Origin of the sequence: Bacillus sp. PSXD-155 (assembly GCF_049310765.1) — a bacterium.
Lineage (GTDB): Bacteria > Bacillota > Bacilli > Bacillales > Bacillaceae_G > Bacillus_A > Bacillus_A cereus.
Genome location: NZ_JBMOWC010000008.1, coordinates 227,342 through 242,423, shown reverse-complemented (window position 1 = coordinate 242,423; position 15,082 = coordinate 227,342). Strand labels below are relative to the sequence as shown.

Genomic DNA, 15,082 nt, shown 5'->3' with positions numbered 1-15,082 from the left:
TTACTTTTCACGTTTTTCTTTAATTGCTACTGTACATCTTGATATACATAGTAAATCATCATTTTCATCAATAATACGAACATCCCAAACCATTGTCGATTGTCCTCTATGTATCGGTGTTCCGATCGCTGTTACAATTCCATCTTTCTTTGAGCGAATGTGGTTTGCATTAATTTCTAATCCGAAACAAATACATTTTTCTTGATCAATTAAATTGTATGAACCAACACTTGCCACTGTTTCTGCTAATGCAACCGATGCACCGCCATGTAAAAATCCAAATGGCTGATGCGTACGCTCATCAACAGGCATCGTAGCAACCACCTTATCTTCTGTCATCTCTAACAACTCAATTCCAAGTGAATCCATTAAAGTTTTTGCCATATCGCTTCCTCCTTCTCTTGCTTTAATTAAATGTATAATTTTACCTATTTATTTTCAAACTACTTATAACACTTATATAAGGAGGCTTCACCTAAATGAAACAGAAATTTTGTATATTACTGCTTATGTTCTCCTTGCTGACTATTGTACCAAATTGTGCAATAACAGCCAAAGCATCTAACCTGACAATCGATGTTAAGACTGTAACGCAAAAAGGTAAGAAACCTTATATAGAATATCAAATAAATAGGCCTTCTTTTCACAACTTTTCTGACTCTACATTTCAAAATAAGCTCAATTTATACTACAAAAAATCCACTGACAAATTTAAAAACAAATTAGAAAAAGAAGCAAAAAAATACTATAAAGAGACAGAAGGATCTAGTACACCATTTCATCCGTACGTAGCAAATGTTGATTATAAAGTCTCTTTAAACAAACCACCTTTTCTTAGCCTATATGTGAATTACTATCAATATACTGGCGGAGCACACGGTCTTTATACGTGGAAGGCAAATACATTTGATTTAAAAGAAAAAAAGCTACTGCACTTAGACGATTTATTTCAACAAAAAGATAAATATAAAGATGTAATCCGTGCAGAGATTGTAAGACAAATTAAACAAAATGAAAGTATTTATTTTCCTGATGCAACTGAAAAGGTAATGAGTATGAAAAAGTTTCACTTCTTTTTAGAGCCAGACAATCTCGTCATTTATTTCCCTTTATATGAGATTGCTCCGTATTCAAGTGGAATTCCGCAATTTCGTATTCCATATACGTTGTTAAGAGACTATTTAAAGCCTTCTTATCAAAATATTTTGATTGACAACAAGTAAATATTTTAGCTACGATAATGTTAACCTAAAAACAACAGGAGGTTAACATTATGAGAAGATTACATGTTTTAGATTTAGCATTAGCTGCCATGTTCGTTGCTCTTATGGCCATCGGTGCAAATATTGTATCTTGGGCACCTTTCTTACAAGTAGCAGGCATCCCATTATCTATGCAACCATTTTTCGCAATTTTAGCAGGTCTTCTTCTTGGAAGTAGACTTGGTGCCTTATCCATGACTGTATATATGCTCGTTGGCTTAGCCGGCGCACCAATTTTCGCTAACTTCAAAGCTGGATTTGGAGCACTTTTAGATCCTACTGGTGGTTTTATTATCGCATTTATTATCGTTGCTTACGTATCAGGAAAATTAGTAGAACAAAAAGAAAGACCAACATTCATTACATTTGCGATTGCCTCTTTCACAGGAATTATTTTAACTTATATAATCGGTACTACTTACATGTACGGGGCAGTCAATCTCTTTATGGGCGGTAATATGAGCTATAAAGCTGCTTGGATGATTATGATGTGGTTTGCAGTAAAAGATATTGCATTTACAATTATCGGTGCTATTATCGCCCCTCGCATATACTATGCTGTGCGTCGTTCTGCTTATCAGCATTCTCATTCGACGATTTCATAATAAAAAAAATGAGTTATTTCAGTATACTGAAATAACTCATTTTTTATTTTCGACAATATACGACACATATTAAAAATAAATTTTGTTATGATAGTCCAGAAAATCTTATATTTTGTACATTTAATTAAAACAATGTTCTGGAGGAAAGTCAGTGAAACTATCAAAAAACACACTTATTAAAATAGGTGTAGGCGTACTATCTTTACTTTTCATGCTATGTATATACAGAAGTTATACATTATATGGAAACGGCGAGTTAGGAATGAACTATATGCTTGGAAACGGTATAGCATTCTTCTTGCTATTTCTTACTATAATTAGTTTATGCGCGGCTGTAATCTTTATTATCATCGGATTAATTAAGAAAATACGAAAAGTAGCAGCAAAAAAAGTTTTTATAACATCTATAATACTATTTCTTACATCAGTTATATCAATCCTTATTTTCCTCTTCACTATATCAAAAGTAACGAATATAGAGGAAGAATATCAGGCTATTCAAGTTCAAAAGAAAAAAGAAGCTGATTACTTAAAGGCTGCAGCATCTTTTTATAACACCATAGAAACTTTCGAATACTCTGCATCATATGTATTGTCCGAGTATTCAACTACATGGTCAAACGCAATAAATAACCGAAGTGATTTCAATACTGCTCTTAGATCTAAGAAAAAAGAAATTGATCATATGGTTGTAGCTGTAGATGTATTTTATAACGGCATGGGAAGAGATTTAAGGTTGGTCTCTGAGGCTGCAAAAGAACAGCCAAGTAAGTACAAAGAAACCTATGAAGAATATAAAAAAATGTATGGTATTGTGACTGCACTTAATGAACAATCTCAATCTCCAAGCGGTAGTTTAATTACATTTAATCAAAATGTTAATACATTAATTCAAGAATACAAAAAATCTGCCGGAAATATTAATATCGCTATTTCTAATGAAATTAAATCAAAAGCTAATGAATTGAAGCCGACCGATAAAAACTTAAGTTCTAATTAAAGACACTCTCTCTAGAGTGTCTTTTTTTCATAAAAAGTCCCCTTTAGATTGCACAGTAAATTACATATCTCTACTGTACATCCAAAAGGGACTTTACCTATAAATTAAGACTCTTGATTCACTTGTTCTTCTAAAATTTTCTTCATCATTACAACCATGTCATCACGTAATTCTGGGTGTTGCAGGGCCATTTCAATTGTCGTTTGAACGAATCCTAGCTTTTCACCTACGTCGTAGCGCTTTCCTTCGAAATCGTAAGCAAATACACGTTGGATTTCATTTAAGCTTTGGATTGCATCTGTTAATTGAATTTCACCACCAGCACCGACATGTTGCTGTTCTAAGAACATAAAGATTTCAGGCGTTAAAATGTAACGGCCCATAATTGCTAAGTTTGAAGGAGCTGTACCTTGTGCTGGTTTCTCAACGAAATTGCGAACTTGGTAACGACGACCTTCTTGTTCTAATGGATCGATAATTCCATAGCGATGTGTTTCCGACTCTGGAACAGTTTGTACACCAATAACAGAAGAAAGTGTTTTTTCATACTCATCCATTAATTGACGTAAACACGGTTTCTCAGCTTGGACAATATCATCACCTAGTAACACTGCAAACGGCTCATCACCAATGAATTTACGCGCACACCAAACAGCATGTCCTAGTCCCTTCGGCTCTTTTTGACGGATATAATGAATATCTACCATTTTTGAAGAGGCTTGTACTTTTTCAAGCAACTCATATTTTTTCTTCTCTAATAAGTTTTGTTCTAGTTCAAATGCATTATCAAAATGATCTTCAATAGAACGCTTTGTTTTACCAGTAACGATAATAATATCTTCGATACCCGATTTCACTGCTTCTTCTACAATGTATTGGATCGTTGGTTTATCTACTATTGGTAACATTTCTTTCGGCATTGCTTTCGTTGCTGGTAAAAAACGTGTTCCTAATCCAGCTGCTGGGATTATCGCTTTTCTTACTTTTTTCATCACAAAATACCCTCTCTCCTGTCGGAATCAATAGCAATTATTTCCTACATAAAACAAAAGGGAGATTTCGCTCCCTTTTGTTCCTTACTACTTAAAATTACTTTGTATTATAAACGATTCATAATGTCTTCTTTAATAGTAAGTAACTTTTGTTCACTATTTTGTAAAGAACTATCTTTTACACCAAAGTAAAACTTAATCTTCGGCTCAGTTCCAGATGGACGTAGGCAGAACCATGAACCATCCTCTAATTGATATTTTAACACATTTGATTTCGGTAAGTGAATCTCTTCTTTATGTCCATCTTGTAAAGATGTAACGATGCTTGCTTTATAGTCTTCCACTGCTACGACTGTTAAGCCCGCTACTTCTTTCGGAGGATTCTCACGGAACGTTGCCATCATCTCTTGGATTTTTTCAGCTCCATCTTTTCCTTTTAACGTTAACGATACAAGGTCTTCACGGAAGAAACCGTACTTCTCAAATACTTCTAATAGACCGTCATATAACGTTTTCCCTTGTGATTTGTAGTATGCAGCTACTTCACATGCAAATAGGACAGATTGTACTGCATCTTTATCACGGCAGAATGGGCGGATTAAATAACCATAGCTTTCCTCATAACCGAATTGGAATTCATATTGTCCGCTTTCTTCATACTGCCTAATTTTCTCACCGATAAATTTAAATCCAGTTAACGTATCAACTGTATCTAAACCGTATGCTTTCGCAATTGTACGACCAATCTCAGACGTTACGATTGTTTTTAATACGACACCGTTCTCCGGAAGCGTTCCGTTTTCTTTCTTTTGAGATAGTAAGTAATCAAGCATTAATGCACCTGTTTGGTTTCCTGTTAATACTTGGAACTCACCATTATGATTACGCACTGCTACACCTAGACGATCTGCGTCAGGATCAGTTGCGATTAATACATCTGCGCCTACCTTTTCACCATCACGAATGGCATACTCAAACGCTGCGTGCTCTTCTGGGTTCGGTGATTTTACTGTAGAGAAGTTGGGATCTGGTAACTCTTGCTCTTTTACAACTGTTACATCTGTAAATCCAACTTCTTTTAAACCACGGCGTACAGAAATATTTGATGTTCCGTGTAATGGTGTAAAGACGATTTTTAAGTCTTTGCCGACCTTTTGCACCATTTCTTTATTAATGATGACATTGTTCAATTCTGCAGCATATGCATCATCTACTTCTTGTCCAATAATATGTAATAAACCGTCAGCTTTTAATTGCTCTACATCAGCGACTTCAACTGTTAATTCATCTTCTACTGCATTTACGTAGCTAATTAACTCATCTGCTTCTTTTGGAGGTAACTGTCCACCATCTTCACCGTATACTTTGTATCCGTTATATTCAGGTGGATTATGGCTTGCCGTAAGAACGATTCCACTTACTGTATATAAATGACGAACTGCGAAAGAAAGTACTGGCGTTGGACGTAAGCTTTCAAACACATATGTTGTAATACCGCGTGCCCCAAGTGTAGCAGCAACTTCCATTGCGAACTCAGGTGATTTATGACGAGAATCATAGGCTACAACAACACCGCGTTTTTTCGCTTCCTCACCTAATTTTTCAATAAAGCTTGCTAATCCTTTTGTTGCTTTACGAACTGTATATACGTTTAAACGGTTCGTACCAGCACCAAGTTCACCACGCATACCACCTGTGCCAAACTCTAGATTTTTATAAAAGCTATCCTCGATTTTCTTCTCATCTTGCTTCATATTTTCTAGCTGTTCTTTTAATTCTGCATCTAATTGTGCGTAAGAAAGCCAGCGACTAAATTCTTGTTTCCAATTCATTCTTCTCTCTCCTCTCGCTCGTCATACCTTTATTATATGAAAAAAACATGCTGTATCTCAATATTTTATAAAATCTAGCAGGATTTTACTAGGAATATTTGTATACACTATGGTTAAATACTCCACTAAAGGGAATGAGGATTATGCACGAATGGGGCTTGTCAGAAGAGCTCAAAATACAAACAAAGCAAATGATTGAAATTGCTGAAAAAGAACTATCGATTATGAGAAACGCAATCGATAAAGAAGACGAATGTATTTTATGCAAAATGGAAGATATTCATCATATGTTAGCAAATGTACAAACATTGGCAGCTACATACTATATTCAGGCATATTTATCACCTTATACGGAAAGTTCATCTTTTATTACGACAGCTATCCAACATTTAAGCGCTAGAAAACATGGTGCTCTTATCGTTGTGGAACGAAATGAGACGCTTGAAGCTTTCATTCAAACTGGAACGACATTAAACGCTCATTTAACTGCGCCATTACTCGAATCAATATTTTACCCAGGTAACCCTCTTCATGACGGTGCCGTTCTCGTAAAAAATAATCATATAGTCTCAGCTGCTAATATTCTTCCTTTAACGAAAAGTACAGAAGTTGATCCTGAGCTAGGAACACGTCACAGAGCTGCAATAGGCTTATCAGAAAAGAGTGATGCACTTATATTAGTTGTCTCTGAAGAAACGGGCCGTACTTCTTTTGCTTTAAATGGGATTTTGTATACGATTTCTTTATAAACACTTTTTAGCACTTTTTTGAACAGCGCGGTAGTAAATGAAGTTATATCGAATTACCAACAAATACACCTACCACATCAATAAAAAAGGCTGTCTCCAAAATTTGAGACAGCTTTTTCTTCAAAAAATTATTCTTCTACAAAATGCTCGAAAAGTATACGAATTACCTACACCATTGCTCGAGCTGACCTTAAATTATGCGCTCACAGGGATGTCTAAGTACAATAATTATCTCTTCATGGTTTGCTACTCTTGTTGTACTCAAAACATGTTTAGACCTCTTTCATAGCAACTATATTTTTTCTAAAATGCTTCACTTCCAGCTATTATTTTTTATCTATTTTTAAGAAATAGTAAAAAAGGGTACTTTAGAAATCCTATCTAAAGTACCCTTTTATTAAAAATCTATTTTATTATAAAGAATAATTGGAGACTGCAAAATGATAAAAATATAGCATACTTTCAAAGTTATTTATAATTATTAATATTAATATTAAACATAAAGCAACTACTTTTACACGTCTCATCACTTTAAAACCATATGCCAATAATAACGGTATTGTAAACAGCATATGTGCGCCATAAATAAATGCTTCAGATGCCCCAAAACCAACAATTCCATGTAAAACAATATTAAATAGTAAACAGAAACTTAAAAACCTTACGAAAGGCTCTGTTCTAAAGTTTTTCCATACAGCTACTATTATAAAAGCATACACAGATACAATCACAATCCACCCGATCATAGTATGCGATGGAAGCATATTTAATTGTGCGAATTGCTCACCTTGTCTTAAAGTAACTTCCGAGAATGGTCCAAAGATGAATGAAGATCCTAATAATAGATGAAATACTAATATACCTGATGGCTTAACGTATTCTGGTGAAAAATTCTGTCCTTGCGCAGCAAAGTCCATACTACCCTTTAATCCTTCGATAAGAACTACATTATTTGCGTTCATTACTAATACAAACAGGACCACGACAATAACAATCGAAATACCAGTCCAAATAATTTTTTTCCGTAGTTTCTTATAACTCATCACACTACCTAAAAACCACATAAACGAATTGGTTAATGTAACCCCTGTTATTCCTATTGCCAACAATACATTCGCAATACTAAATCCTATTTTCGCTTCTTTTTCCCCTGTAATAAATGGATAGCATACAAAGCACATAAGTACCAATGTGAAATTTGCATAGCTAAAAGATTCTGGTGTCCACGTAATAACTAACATAGTAGCTGAAAATCCATACATGACCGCTAGTAAAAAAGAAACAATCGTATTCTTACAAATTTTACAGCATAATGTATAAATCATCACTACACTGAGCGCACTTAAAAACGTTTGAATGAATATAATACCATGTACAATATTCCCTACTTTTACTGTCTCCAGCATCCACATGAATTGTTGAATAAAATAATAAAGGAATGGATGTCGGAACCAGGTCGCCGCTGCTATATCTACTTTTTCAAGAAAAAAGGAGATGATATAATACCCTTGATCAAAAGAAAAATAGGTATCAACCACCCACGCTTCATTAAGAAGCTTAGAGTGAGTATCCATTTTCCAACCGATAAAAAAATAAAATGACCAATAAAAAATGAAAAGGACAAGGGCTAATATCCCCTTTCCTTTATAACCATTCCAAATATTCAATACTTCTTCTCCTCTCTACGGTAGAAATAACATAATTAGATGTGCCACGTACCCAATAACTGTTCCTAACACAAGTCCACCAAAAATCTCATGCCAATGATGTCCTTGACGCTCTCTTAATTTTTCTTCTTCCGAACTTATATGTTTATTCAACATTCTTGCATGTTTACCAACTGTACGGCGAAGTCCTGTGGCATCAATGATAACAATTGTTAAAATTGCCATCCCGATTCCAAACATCGGTGTATTAAACCCTTCATGAAACCCTATTGTCATGACCATACTTGATAAAATCGTTGTATGCGTACTAGGAAATCCACCATTTCCAACTAAACGAAAAGCATCTTTTCCAGAACGAAGATAATTCACTAAAAATTTCAATACTCCCGAAGCTACCCAAGCTATAAATGGAAGTATACAATATAAATATGTTCCCATTGCTTTACCTCCTATGATTTTGCAATAAATAAGATGCCAGCTACTATACATACCATTCCAGCAATTTTCATGAAATTGATTGTTTCACCAAATAATAATGCTGACGCAATAATAACAAATACATATCCGAAACTCACCATTGGGTATGCATAACTTAAATCAACCTTTCTCAGCACAATCATCCATAATAATGCACTTAAACCGTAAAAAGCTAGTCCGAAAAAGTTCGGTACGTTAATGAAATTCATAATACCTACAGCCGCTGAACTTTGTGATTTCATTGCACCAAATTTTAATAAAATTTGCCCTACAACTCCCATACCAACTGATAAAATAATCATTAAAAATTGTTGCATCTCTATACTCCTTAACTGTTTATATTCAAAAAATGTTTTATTCCAAATAAAAAACGTTTAAGACACTCCTCTTAAACGTTTTAACAAACCCGAATAGAGTAATTAAAAGTTCAATAGTATAATAATAACTGTTATCGCATATAACAACACTGTTATTAAAATATGCTGATCCTCTAATAAAACTTTATCTGGTTCTCCACCTTTATCTTCCATGTGAACTAAATATAAATAACGAAAAATCCCGTAAATTACAAATGGGATTGTCCACATTAAATAGATACTTTTCCCTGCATTAAAAGTAAAGATAGCATAAGTTACAATAGTTGCCGATGTAACAATTGTACTTAATTGGTCTAACAAAGCAGGAGAATAACTTTCTAATACTTTTCTATGAGAACCTTTATTATTCTGTAACAATACTAATTCATGTCTTCTTTTATTAATAGCCAAGAATAGTGACAGTAATAATGTACATAATAAAAACCACGGTGTAAATGGCACTTGAATAACTAATCCACCGGCCAATGCTCGTAAAACAAATCCAGCTGCAATAATTAAAATATCAATGATTACAACGTGTTTTAAACGAATTGAATACGCTACATTTAAAATAAAATAGACTGCTAATACTAAGCACAACAACGGATTTAATATATATGAAACTACTAAAGACGCTACTAAAATAACACAACCTGCCGTAATAGCAAAGTACGGATTTAATGCCCCCGATGCCATCGGTCGATATCGCTTAACAGGGTGTTGTCGATCTGCCTCAATATCCATAAAATCATTTAAAATATAGACACAGCCAGATATTGCACAAAATAGCGCAAAACAAATTGCAGCTTGTGCCACCATAGTTAAAGATACTTGTTTTATTGAAAAGACTAACGCTGCAAATACAAGCAAGTTTTTAGTCCACTGTTTCGGGCGTAACTGTTTAAAAAACAATACAACTATATTTTGTTGAGATAAAGTTCCTTCCCTCATAATAATAAGAGTGCTTCTATTTTTGTCACTCTCTTCTTTCCCTCCCTATTCAATTGTTATTTACTTCTAATACAGGAAAGATTATTTCACATAAGTATAACATTGAAAATCAACTATTAAATACCAATAAAAAAGGCTGCCTCAAAAATTTGAGACAGCCTTTTCTTCAAAAAATTATTCTTCTCCAAAACGCTCCACAAGTGTTGCAAGTGTACGTACCATTGCACCAGTTGCTCCAGCTGGACCTAAGTCGTGCGCGCCTTTTGTTTCTGATGTTCCAGCGATATCTAAGTGTACCCACGGTGTATCTTCAGCGAATTCGCCTAGGAATGTACCTGCCATAACCGCATGTCCTTCACGGCCTGGTGAGTTATTTAAATCAGCAAACTTACTGTTTCTCACACGTTCTTTATCACGATCAAAAATCGGTAGTTGCCAAATTGGTTCATCTGTTTCCATAGAGGCCTCTAGTACTTGCTCAAACAACTCTTCATTATTTGTCATTGCGCCTGTCGTATGGTTTCCAAGTGCAACAATTACACCGCCTGTTAATGTTGCAACATCAACAAGGTAGTTTGCGCCAAGTTTTTTCGCATACGTAATACCATCAGCTAAAGCTAGACGACCTTCTGCATCCGTATTTAATACTTCAATTGTTTTTCCACTCATAGATGTGATTACATCGTCTGGCTTAAATGCCGTACCACTTACAACGTTATCAGTTGAAGGAATAACAGCGATCACATTTTGTTCTGGGCGCAGTTCTCCGATAATTTCCATCGCACCTAATACAGCAGCTGCACCGCCCATATCACCTTTCATACCAACCATGCCTTCACGTGGTTTTAAAGAATAACCACCTGTATCGTATGTAATACCTTTTCCAACGAATCCAATGACATCTGTCCACTCTTCTTTTCCTTTATAAATAAGAGCAATCATTTTGGGTGGCTCTGTACTACCTTGGTTTACTGCAAGTAACGCACCCATACCAAGATCTTCCATCTCTTCTTTTTCAAGAACTTTATAGTCCATATCATACTTCTCCGCTAACTCAACAGCATACTCAGCAAGCTTTGTCGCTGTTAATACGTTTGGCGGCATATTTACAAGTGTACGAGCTGAATTTGTTGCACGTCCATGTACGTAGCCAACTGTTAATGCGGCTTCAATTTCTTGTGCATCTTCCGCTGTAATAGCCGTGAACTTCTCTAACTCTACACGATCCTTTTTATCTGATTTATACGTTTTTAATTCATATGTACCAAGGCCTTGTACCTCTGCTGCAATATGAGCGACATCAATCGCGTCTAATTTCTCTGTTACGAAAGAATCAAGTAAGATTGCTGCATCTTGTACTTTTGCTGCTTGTAGTGTTTTAAACGTTTTTCCAAGAGCCACACGTAACGTTTCTGTCGTATAAGACTCTTTCTTGCCTAAACCAACAAAGTAATACCGTTTCACATTTGTTTTTCCTAAGCTATGTACTTTCGAAATGGCCTTTTTCTTCGTAGATAATTCTTTCTCTTCTAGTAAAACTTGTAATTGTCCTTCAAACGCTTTGTCCAGTTCTTGTACAAAACTACTCATTTTCTCTTCTTCAAATAAAGCGACAATTACTGCTTCGTGACCTGCTAATTCTTTTTGTACTTGAAACATGTTCAGACCCCCTAAATTTCTCTACCACCATTATAACTTTATTTTCGATAAAATGCGACAATTCTAACTACAGTTATATGACGTGTAAAATCTCCTCTATTATGAAATAAGCCAAGAAAAAAAGTCTAGCGTAATTACGACTAGACTATCTTTGCTTTAAATATTGACCACGAAACACTTGCATCGTTTCGTCTTGATTTAACATCGTTAACTCTTCTTCTGTAAACTTACCTTTTCCTACTTTTACTACATACACATTTACTTTTTTCTTACCCCATTGGCTATAAACATCTTTCACCGTATCATAATATAAATCAAGACGGTTTCCTTTTATTGCTCCGCCCTTATCAGCTACTACACCATACCCGTAACCTGGCACGAAGAGAATCGTTCCAATCGGGAATACGCGTAAGTCCGCAGCAATTGTGGAATATAAATCCCTTTTCACTTTAACACCTGAATATGTAATACCATACTCTGGATGCCCTGGCCTCTTACCTGTTGACTCAATCCCCGATGTATAACCTGTTGCAGTCATTTCAATTGAACGATATTTAGACCAGTCGTTTGCCTGCTCTAAAGCATTTATCACTTCTTTACTCGGAGCAACATTTCTCTTAACTTCTGCTGCATGTACTTCTTTTGCACTCATTCCTTCATATGTCTTTACAATCTCTAATAAAGAAACTCCAGTGAAAGCCTTCCATGTTACGCATAATGCAAATGCAAGTAAACAAGTCATCATAATGCGAATACAATATCGTTTTAACATTTTTATATTCCACACTCCTTCATCGTTAATCATTCCCTATACGATGAAGGAATATGCAAAAAATAATCTCCAACTTAGTTGGAGATTAAAACATTTGATATCCGCTTTTCCGAAGTTTCTTGATTACGACTCCTGCTAAAGCAGCCCCTACTAATCCAGTAGATAGAATAAACACGTCTGCTTGTCCTAAGTGCGATACACTTGTCCCAAATGAAGAAAATGTTTCTTTCGGTTTTGAAAAATAATCCCACATACTCGCTTTATTAATAATAAGCATACAAACAATCGGATACACAATAACCATTACCCAAGTAGCTCGCAAAATCATGTTGAGTAAAAATCCAATTCCAAAGAACAAAATAAAAAATAACATCATTGAAATAAGTAGTACCGGTATACTCACTCTTTCTCCCTCTCCTTCGCACGTGCCGTAAATACGTGATAGGCTGTATAACCAAATGGTTCTCCTGGATTTAATGTTTTGTCCACTTCAAGATGTAGTTCTGATCTTCCTTCTAACAAATATTTAATAAGTACAGACGTATTCGGATCGTCCGCAATCTTATCTGGATGTAAGAACGCCACTTCAGACAATTCTTTCTCCTGTACAATAATATTTTCTCCTTCAGGCTCCAAAAGGAAAATAATCATATTATCACTAATTTCATCACGAATAACACCCGATCGAACACCAATGATCCCCTTCACATGAGCGACAATGCCTGTCTCTTCTAACACTTCGCGTTTCACAGCTTCATCAACTGTCTCACCTTCATTTACAAAACCAGCCGGTAAAGACCATTTCCCTTTTAATCCACTGTATTTCTTCTTAACGAATAGCCACCTGCCATCTTTTGTAGCTACTAAGCCACTAACAGCTAACCATACTTTCCCGCGCTTCCCCATGATGCATCCTCCTCCATCCTAACGGACAGAATATTCTTTCTTTTCTATATATTATACTATACTTTTTAATTCGCTGTGAAATTTCCTTTTTTCAAAAAGTGAAAAAACCCATTTTGTCGATATACTGTTAACAAAAAAATATCAAGATGCAGAAATGTAATTATGAAGAAAATAAAACATTGGATTCATCCATTTCATGATACGGCAATGTTCAAATAAAACATTTCTCCCATCTTTCTATTGTTATATCGAAAACATGTATTATATGAAAAAAAGCAGAAACGGCGCTTAGCCGTTTCTGCTTTTTCTACTATATATTAAAAGAACTTTAATTTACCTTTTTTAAGAACTAATAAAGGTCCACCTAATAAGAATAAGTAGCGGTTATCGATTACTTTCTTCATGAAGGAAGCTTTCCAACCTGTTAACTTTTTACCCATAACAACGCCCATTGCATCGTCATGACCTAAAGAACATACAGATCCTTTATTATCGAATGCGAATTTTTTCATTTCGCCCTTGCCACGAACTAATACAGTTAAGTTGTGTGCAATATTGTAACCTTGTTGAATTGCAATTTGTGCTGTTGGTGGATAAGGACGGTTAATTTCTTCGTTAATGATTAACGCTGCATCACCAACCATGAATACCTCTTCGTATCCTGGAGCGTGCATGTACTCATCAACTTTTACACGTCCGCGCATTGCTTCAAAGCCAGACTCTTCCACAATACCATTACCACGAACACCTGCAGCCCAAACTACTGTTTCAGACTTAATTAATTCAGTATCATCACCATTTGCAACAATAATACCTTCTTCAGTTGCTTCTTTAATTGCTGTACCGATGCGGAATTCTACGCCTTTTTTCTCAAGTTGTTTTACAGCATATTCTACTAATGCTGGATCGAAACCTGGAAGTGCTGTTGGAGCAGCTTCTACACAGATGATACGTGCTTTTTCACGTGGTACATTGTACTGTTTGCAAAGTTCAGGAACACGGTTTGCAAGCTCACCTACGTACTCGATACCAGTAAATCCAGCACCACCAACAACGATTGTTACTAACTCATCGCGCTTTTCATCTGCATATTTAGCGAAACTAGCTTCCATATGCTCACGAATTTCACGAGTTGCATTAATGTTAGCGATTGAGAATGCATGCTCTTTTAATCCTGTAATTCCGAATGTTTCTGATTCGAAACCAAGACCGATTACTAAGTAGTCATACTCTAACTCGCCGTCTTTTAAGATAATACGTTTTTCAGCAGCTTTAATTTCTACTACTGTGTCTTGTACAAAGTTCACTTTATTTGTATCAATAACGTCTTGAATATCTAGACAGATTTTTTCATCTTGTAATGTACCAGCTGCGCTCTCGTGTAACCAAGTCGCTTGGTAGTGATAGCTGTTGTTGTTTACTAACGTAATTTCAGCTTCATTTACAGATAATGCTTTTTGCAGACGAACAGTCGTAATCATCCCGCCATAACCTGCACCTAAAACTACGATTTTTGGAGTCTTCACCAAATCACAACCCTTTTCTTTATATAATAGTAATGAGAAATAATACCAAGTACTAAAAACTCTATTTGTCAAGAATGTGGAATTTATCACATTCTATATCATAACAAAACGCAGTCAAAAAATCGTACGAATTTTGTCATAGAAATTTAACATAATACTTCCCTATATTAGTCGGTTTTATTCCAGAATTCAAGCTTCTGGAGAATTATCAATATTTTAAAATAACATAGCGTTTTCAAGGGTTTTTCAGCCTTTTTTTCATGTATTTTCCTTTCTGTATATTTTATACAATACAAAAAGCATCTATGCGAAAACTTACACACAATTC

Annotated in this window: 16 protein-coding genes; 4 read left to right on the top strand and 12 right to left on the bottom strand. The window is 35.2% G+C overall.

Annotation, left to right across the window (positions count from 1 at the left end):
• Positions 1–384 carry a hotdog fold thioesterase gene (locus ACO6VI_RS12395; RefSeq protein ID WP_001140612.1) on the bottom strand — a complete coding sequence of 128 codons (384 nt, stop codon included), beginning with the start codon at positions 382–384 and terminating at the stop codon, positions 1–3.
• Positions 385–479: 95 nt separating this feature from the next.
• Here ACO6VI_RS12395 and ACO6VI_RS12390 point away from each other — a divergent pair, with 95 nt between their 5' ends.
• The 3 genes from ACO6VI_RS12390 (at position 480) to ACO6VI_RS12380 (ending at position 2,867) form a co-directional block, all read left to right on the top strand.
• The gene (locus tag ACO6VI_RS12390; RefSeq protein ID WP_000810334.1) at positions 480–1,223 is read left to right on the top strand and encodes a DUF3298 and DUF4163 domain-containing protein; all 744 of its coding nucleotides are present in this window, start codon (positions 480–482) and stop codon (positions 1,221–1,223) included.
• A 50-nt stretch (positions 1,224–1,273) separates the two neighbouring features.
• On the top strand, positions 1,274–1,867 hold the full coding sequence (locus ACO6VI_RS12385; protein WP_001253379.1) for a biotin transporter BioY: 594 nt from the start codon (positions 1,274–1,276) through the stop codon (positions 1,865–1,867).
• A gap of 151 nt (positions 1,868–2,018) precedes the next feature.
• A complete protein-coding gene (locus ACO6VI_RS12380; protein ID WP_048538404.1) occupies positions 2,019–2,867 on the top strand; it encodes a hypothetical protein in 849 nt (282 codons plus the stop codon).
• A gap of 104 nt (positions 2,868–2,971) precedes the next feature.
• On the opposite strand, the gene galU is transcribed toward ACO6VI_RS12380, so the two are convergent.
• Together galU and ACO6VI_RS12370 are read right to left on the bottom strand one after the other, a co-directional pair.
• On the bottom strand, positions 2,972–3,859 hold the full coding sequence (gene galU, locus ACO6VI_RS12375) for a UTP--glucose-1-phosphate uridylyltransferase GalU (protein WP_000757822.1): 888 nt from the start codon (positions 3,857–3,859) through the stop codon (positions 2,972–2,974).
• A gap of 107 nt (positions 3,860–3,966) precedes the next feature.
• The gene (locus ACO6VI_RS12370; protein WP_001104228.1) at positions 3,967–5,691 is read right to left on the bottom strand and encodes a phospho-sugar mutase; all 1,725 of its coding nucleotides are present in this window, start codon (positions 5,689–5,691) and stop codon (positions 3,967–3,969) included.
• Between the two features lie 143 nt (positions 5,692–5,834).
• Here ACO6VI_RS12370 and cdaS point away from each other — a divergent pair, with 143 nt between their 5' ends.
• A complete protein-coding gene (cdaS, locus tag ACO6VI_RS12365; RefSeq protein ID WP_000545250.1) occupies positions 5,835–6,440 on the top strand; it encodes a sporulation-specific diadenylate cyclase CdaS in 606 nt (201 codons plus the stop codon).
• Between the two features lie 413 nt (positions 6,441–6,853).
• Here the strand turns inward: cdaS and ACO6VI_RS12360 are convergent, their stop codons facing one another.
• From ACO6VI_RS12360 to ACO6VI_RS12320, 9 genes are all read right to left on the bottom strand, one after another.
• The gene (locus tag ACO6VI_RS12360) at positions 6,854–8,107 is read right to left on the bottom strand and encodes a DUF6080 domain-containing protein (protein WP_001028674.1); all 1,254 of its coding nucleotides are present in this window, start codon (positions 8,105–8,107) and stop codon (positions 6,854–6,856) included.
• A gap of 15 nt (positions 8,108–8,122) precedes the next feature.
• Positions 8,123–8,545: a divergent PAP2 family protein gene (locus ACO6VI_RS12355; RefSeq protein ID WP_000537660.1), complete on the bottom strand. Its 423-nt coding sequence runs from the start codon at positions 8,543–8,545 to the stop codon at positions 8,123–8,125.
• An 11-nt stretch (positions 8,546–8,556) separates the two neighbouring features.
• Positions 8,557–8,901, bottom strand: coding sequence for an EamA family transporter (locus ACO6VI_RS12350; protein WP_001183889.1), 345 nt, complete (start codon positions 8,899–8,901; stop codon positions 8,557–8,559).
• 102 nt (positions 8,902–9,003) lie between these two features.
• Positions 9,004–9,891, bottom strand: coding sequence for a decaprenyl-phosphate phosphoribosyltransferase (locus ACO6VI_RS12345; RefSeq protein WP_001206693.1), 888 nt, complete (start codon positions 9,889–9,891; stop codon positions 9,004–9,006).
• 174 nt (positions 9,892–10,065) lie between these two features.
• Complete coding sequence (gene pepA / locus ACO6VI_RS12340; RefSeq protein WP_063548925.1) at positions 10,066–11,550, bottom strand: cytosol aminopeptidase; 1,485 nt, start codon at positions 11,548–11,550, stop codon at positions 10,066–10,068.
• A 145-nt stretch (positions 11,551–11,695) separates the two neighbouring features.
• A complete protein-coding gene (locus ACO6VI_RS12335) occupies positions 11,696–12,322 on the bottom strand; it encodes a 3D domain-containing protein (protein ID WP_002094181.1) in 627 nt (208 codons plus the stop codon).
• 85 nt (positions 12,323–12,407) lie between these two features.
• Positions 12,408–12,725 carry a YuiB family protein gene (locus ACO6VI_RS12330; protein WP_000027016.1) on the bottom strand — a complete coding sequence of 106 codons (318 nt, stop codon included), beginning with the start codon at positions 12,723–12,725 and terminating at the stop codon, positions 12,408–12,410.
• Positions 12,722–13,228, bottom strand: coding sequence for an NUDIX hydrolase (locus tag ACO6VI_RS12325; protein WP_000517993.1), 507 nt, complete (start codon positions 13,226–13,228; stop codon positions 12,722–12,724). Before ACO6VI_RS12325 ends, ACO6VI_RS12330 begins: the two co-directional genes overlap by 4 nt.
• A 317-nt stretch (positions 13,229–13,545) precedes the next feature.
• Complete coding sequence (locus ACO6VI_RS12320; protein ID WP_000856602.1) at positions 13,546–14,754, bottom strand: NAD(P)/FAD-dependent oxidoreductase; 1,209 nt, start codon at positions 14,752–14,754, stop codon at positions 13,546–13,548.
• Positions 14,755–15,082: the final 328 nt, after the last annotated feature.

Coding starts and splice junctions, on each gene's coding strand:
- galU (WP_000757822.1), bottom strand. CDS start 3,859: ATGAAAAAAGTAAGAAAAGCGATAATCCCAGCAGCTGGATTAGGAACA.
- ACO6VI_RS12345 (WP_001206693.1), bottom strand. CDS start 9,891: ATGAGGGAAGGAACTTTATCTCAACAAAATATAGTTGTATTGTTTTTT.
- ACO6VI_RS12395 (WP_001140612.1), bottom strand. CDS start 384: ATGGCAAAAACTTTAATGGATTCACTTGGAATTGAGTTGTTAGAGATG.
- ACO6VI_RS12370 (WP_001104228.1), bottom strand. CDS start 5,691: ATGAATTGGAAACAAGAATTTAGTCGCTGGCTTTCTTACGCACAATTA.
- ACO6VI_RS12390 (WP_000810334.1), top strand. CDS start 480: ATGAAACAGAAATTTTGTATATTACTGCTTATGTTCTCCTTGCTGACT.
- ACO6VI_RS12335 (WP_002094181.1), bottom strand. CDS start 12,322: ATGTTAAAACGATATTGTATTCGCATTATGATGACTTGTTTACTTGCA.
- cdaS (WP_000545250.1), top strand. CDS start 5,835: ATGCACGAATGGGGCTTGTCAGAAGAGCTCAAAATACAAACAAAGCAA.
- ACO6VI_RS12350 (WP_001183889.1), bottom strand. CDS start 8,901: ATGCAACAATTTTTAATGATTATTTTATCAGTTGGTATGGGAGTTGTA.
- ACO6VI_RS12355 (WP_000537660.1), bottom strand. CDS start 8,545: ATGGGAACATATTTATATTGTATACTTCCATTTATAGCTTGGGTAGCT.
- pepA (WP_063548925.1), bottom strand. CDS start 11,550: ATGTTTCAAGTACAAAAAGAATTAGCAGGTCACGAAGCAGTAATTGTC.
- ACO6VI_RS12325 (WP_000517993.1), bottom strand. CDS start 13,228: ATGGGGAAGCGCGGGAAAGTATGGTTAGCTGTTAGTGGCTTAGTAGCT.
- ACO6VI_RS12385 (WP_001253379.1), top strand. CDS start 1,274: ATGAGAAGATTACATGTTTTAGATTTAGCATTAGCTGCCATGTTCGTT.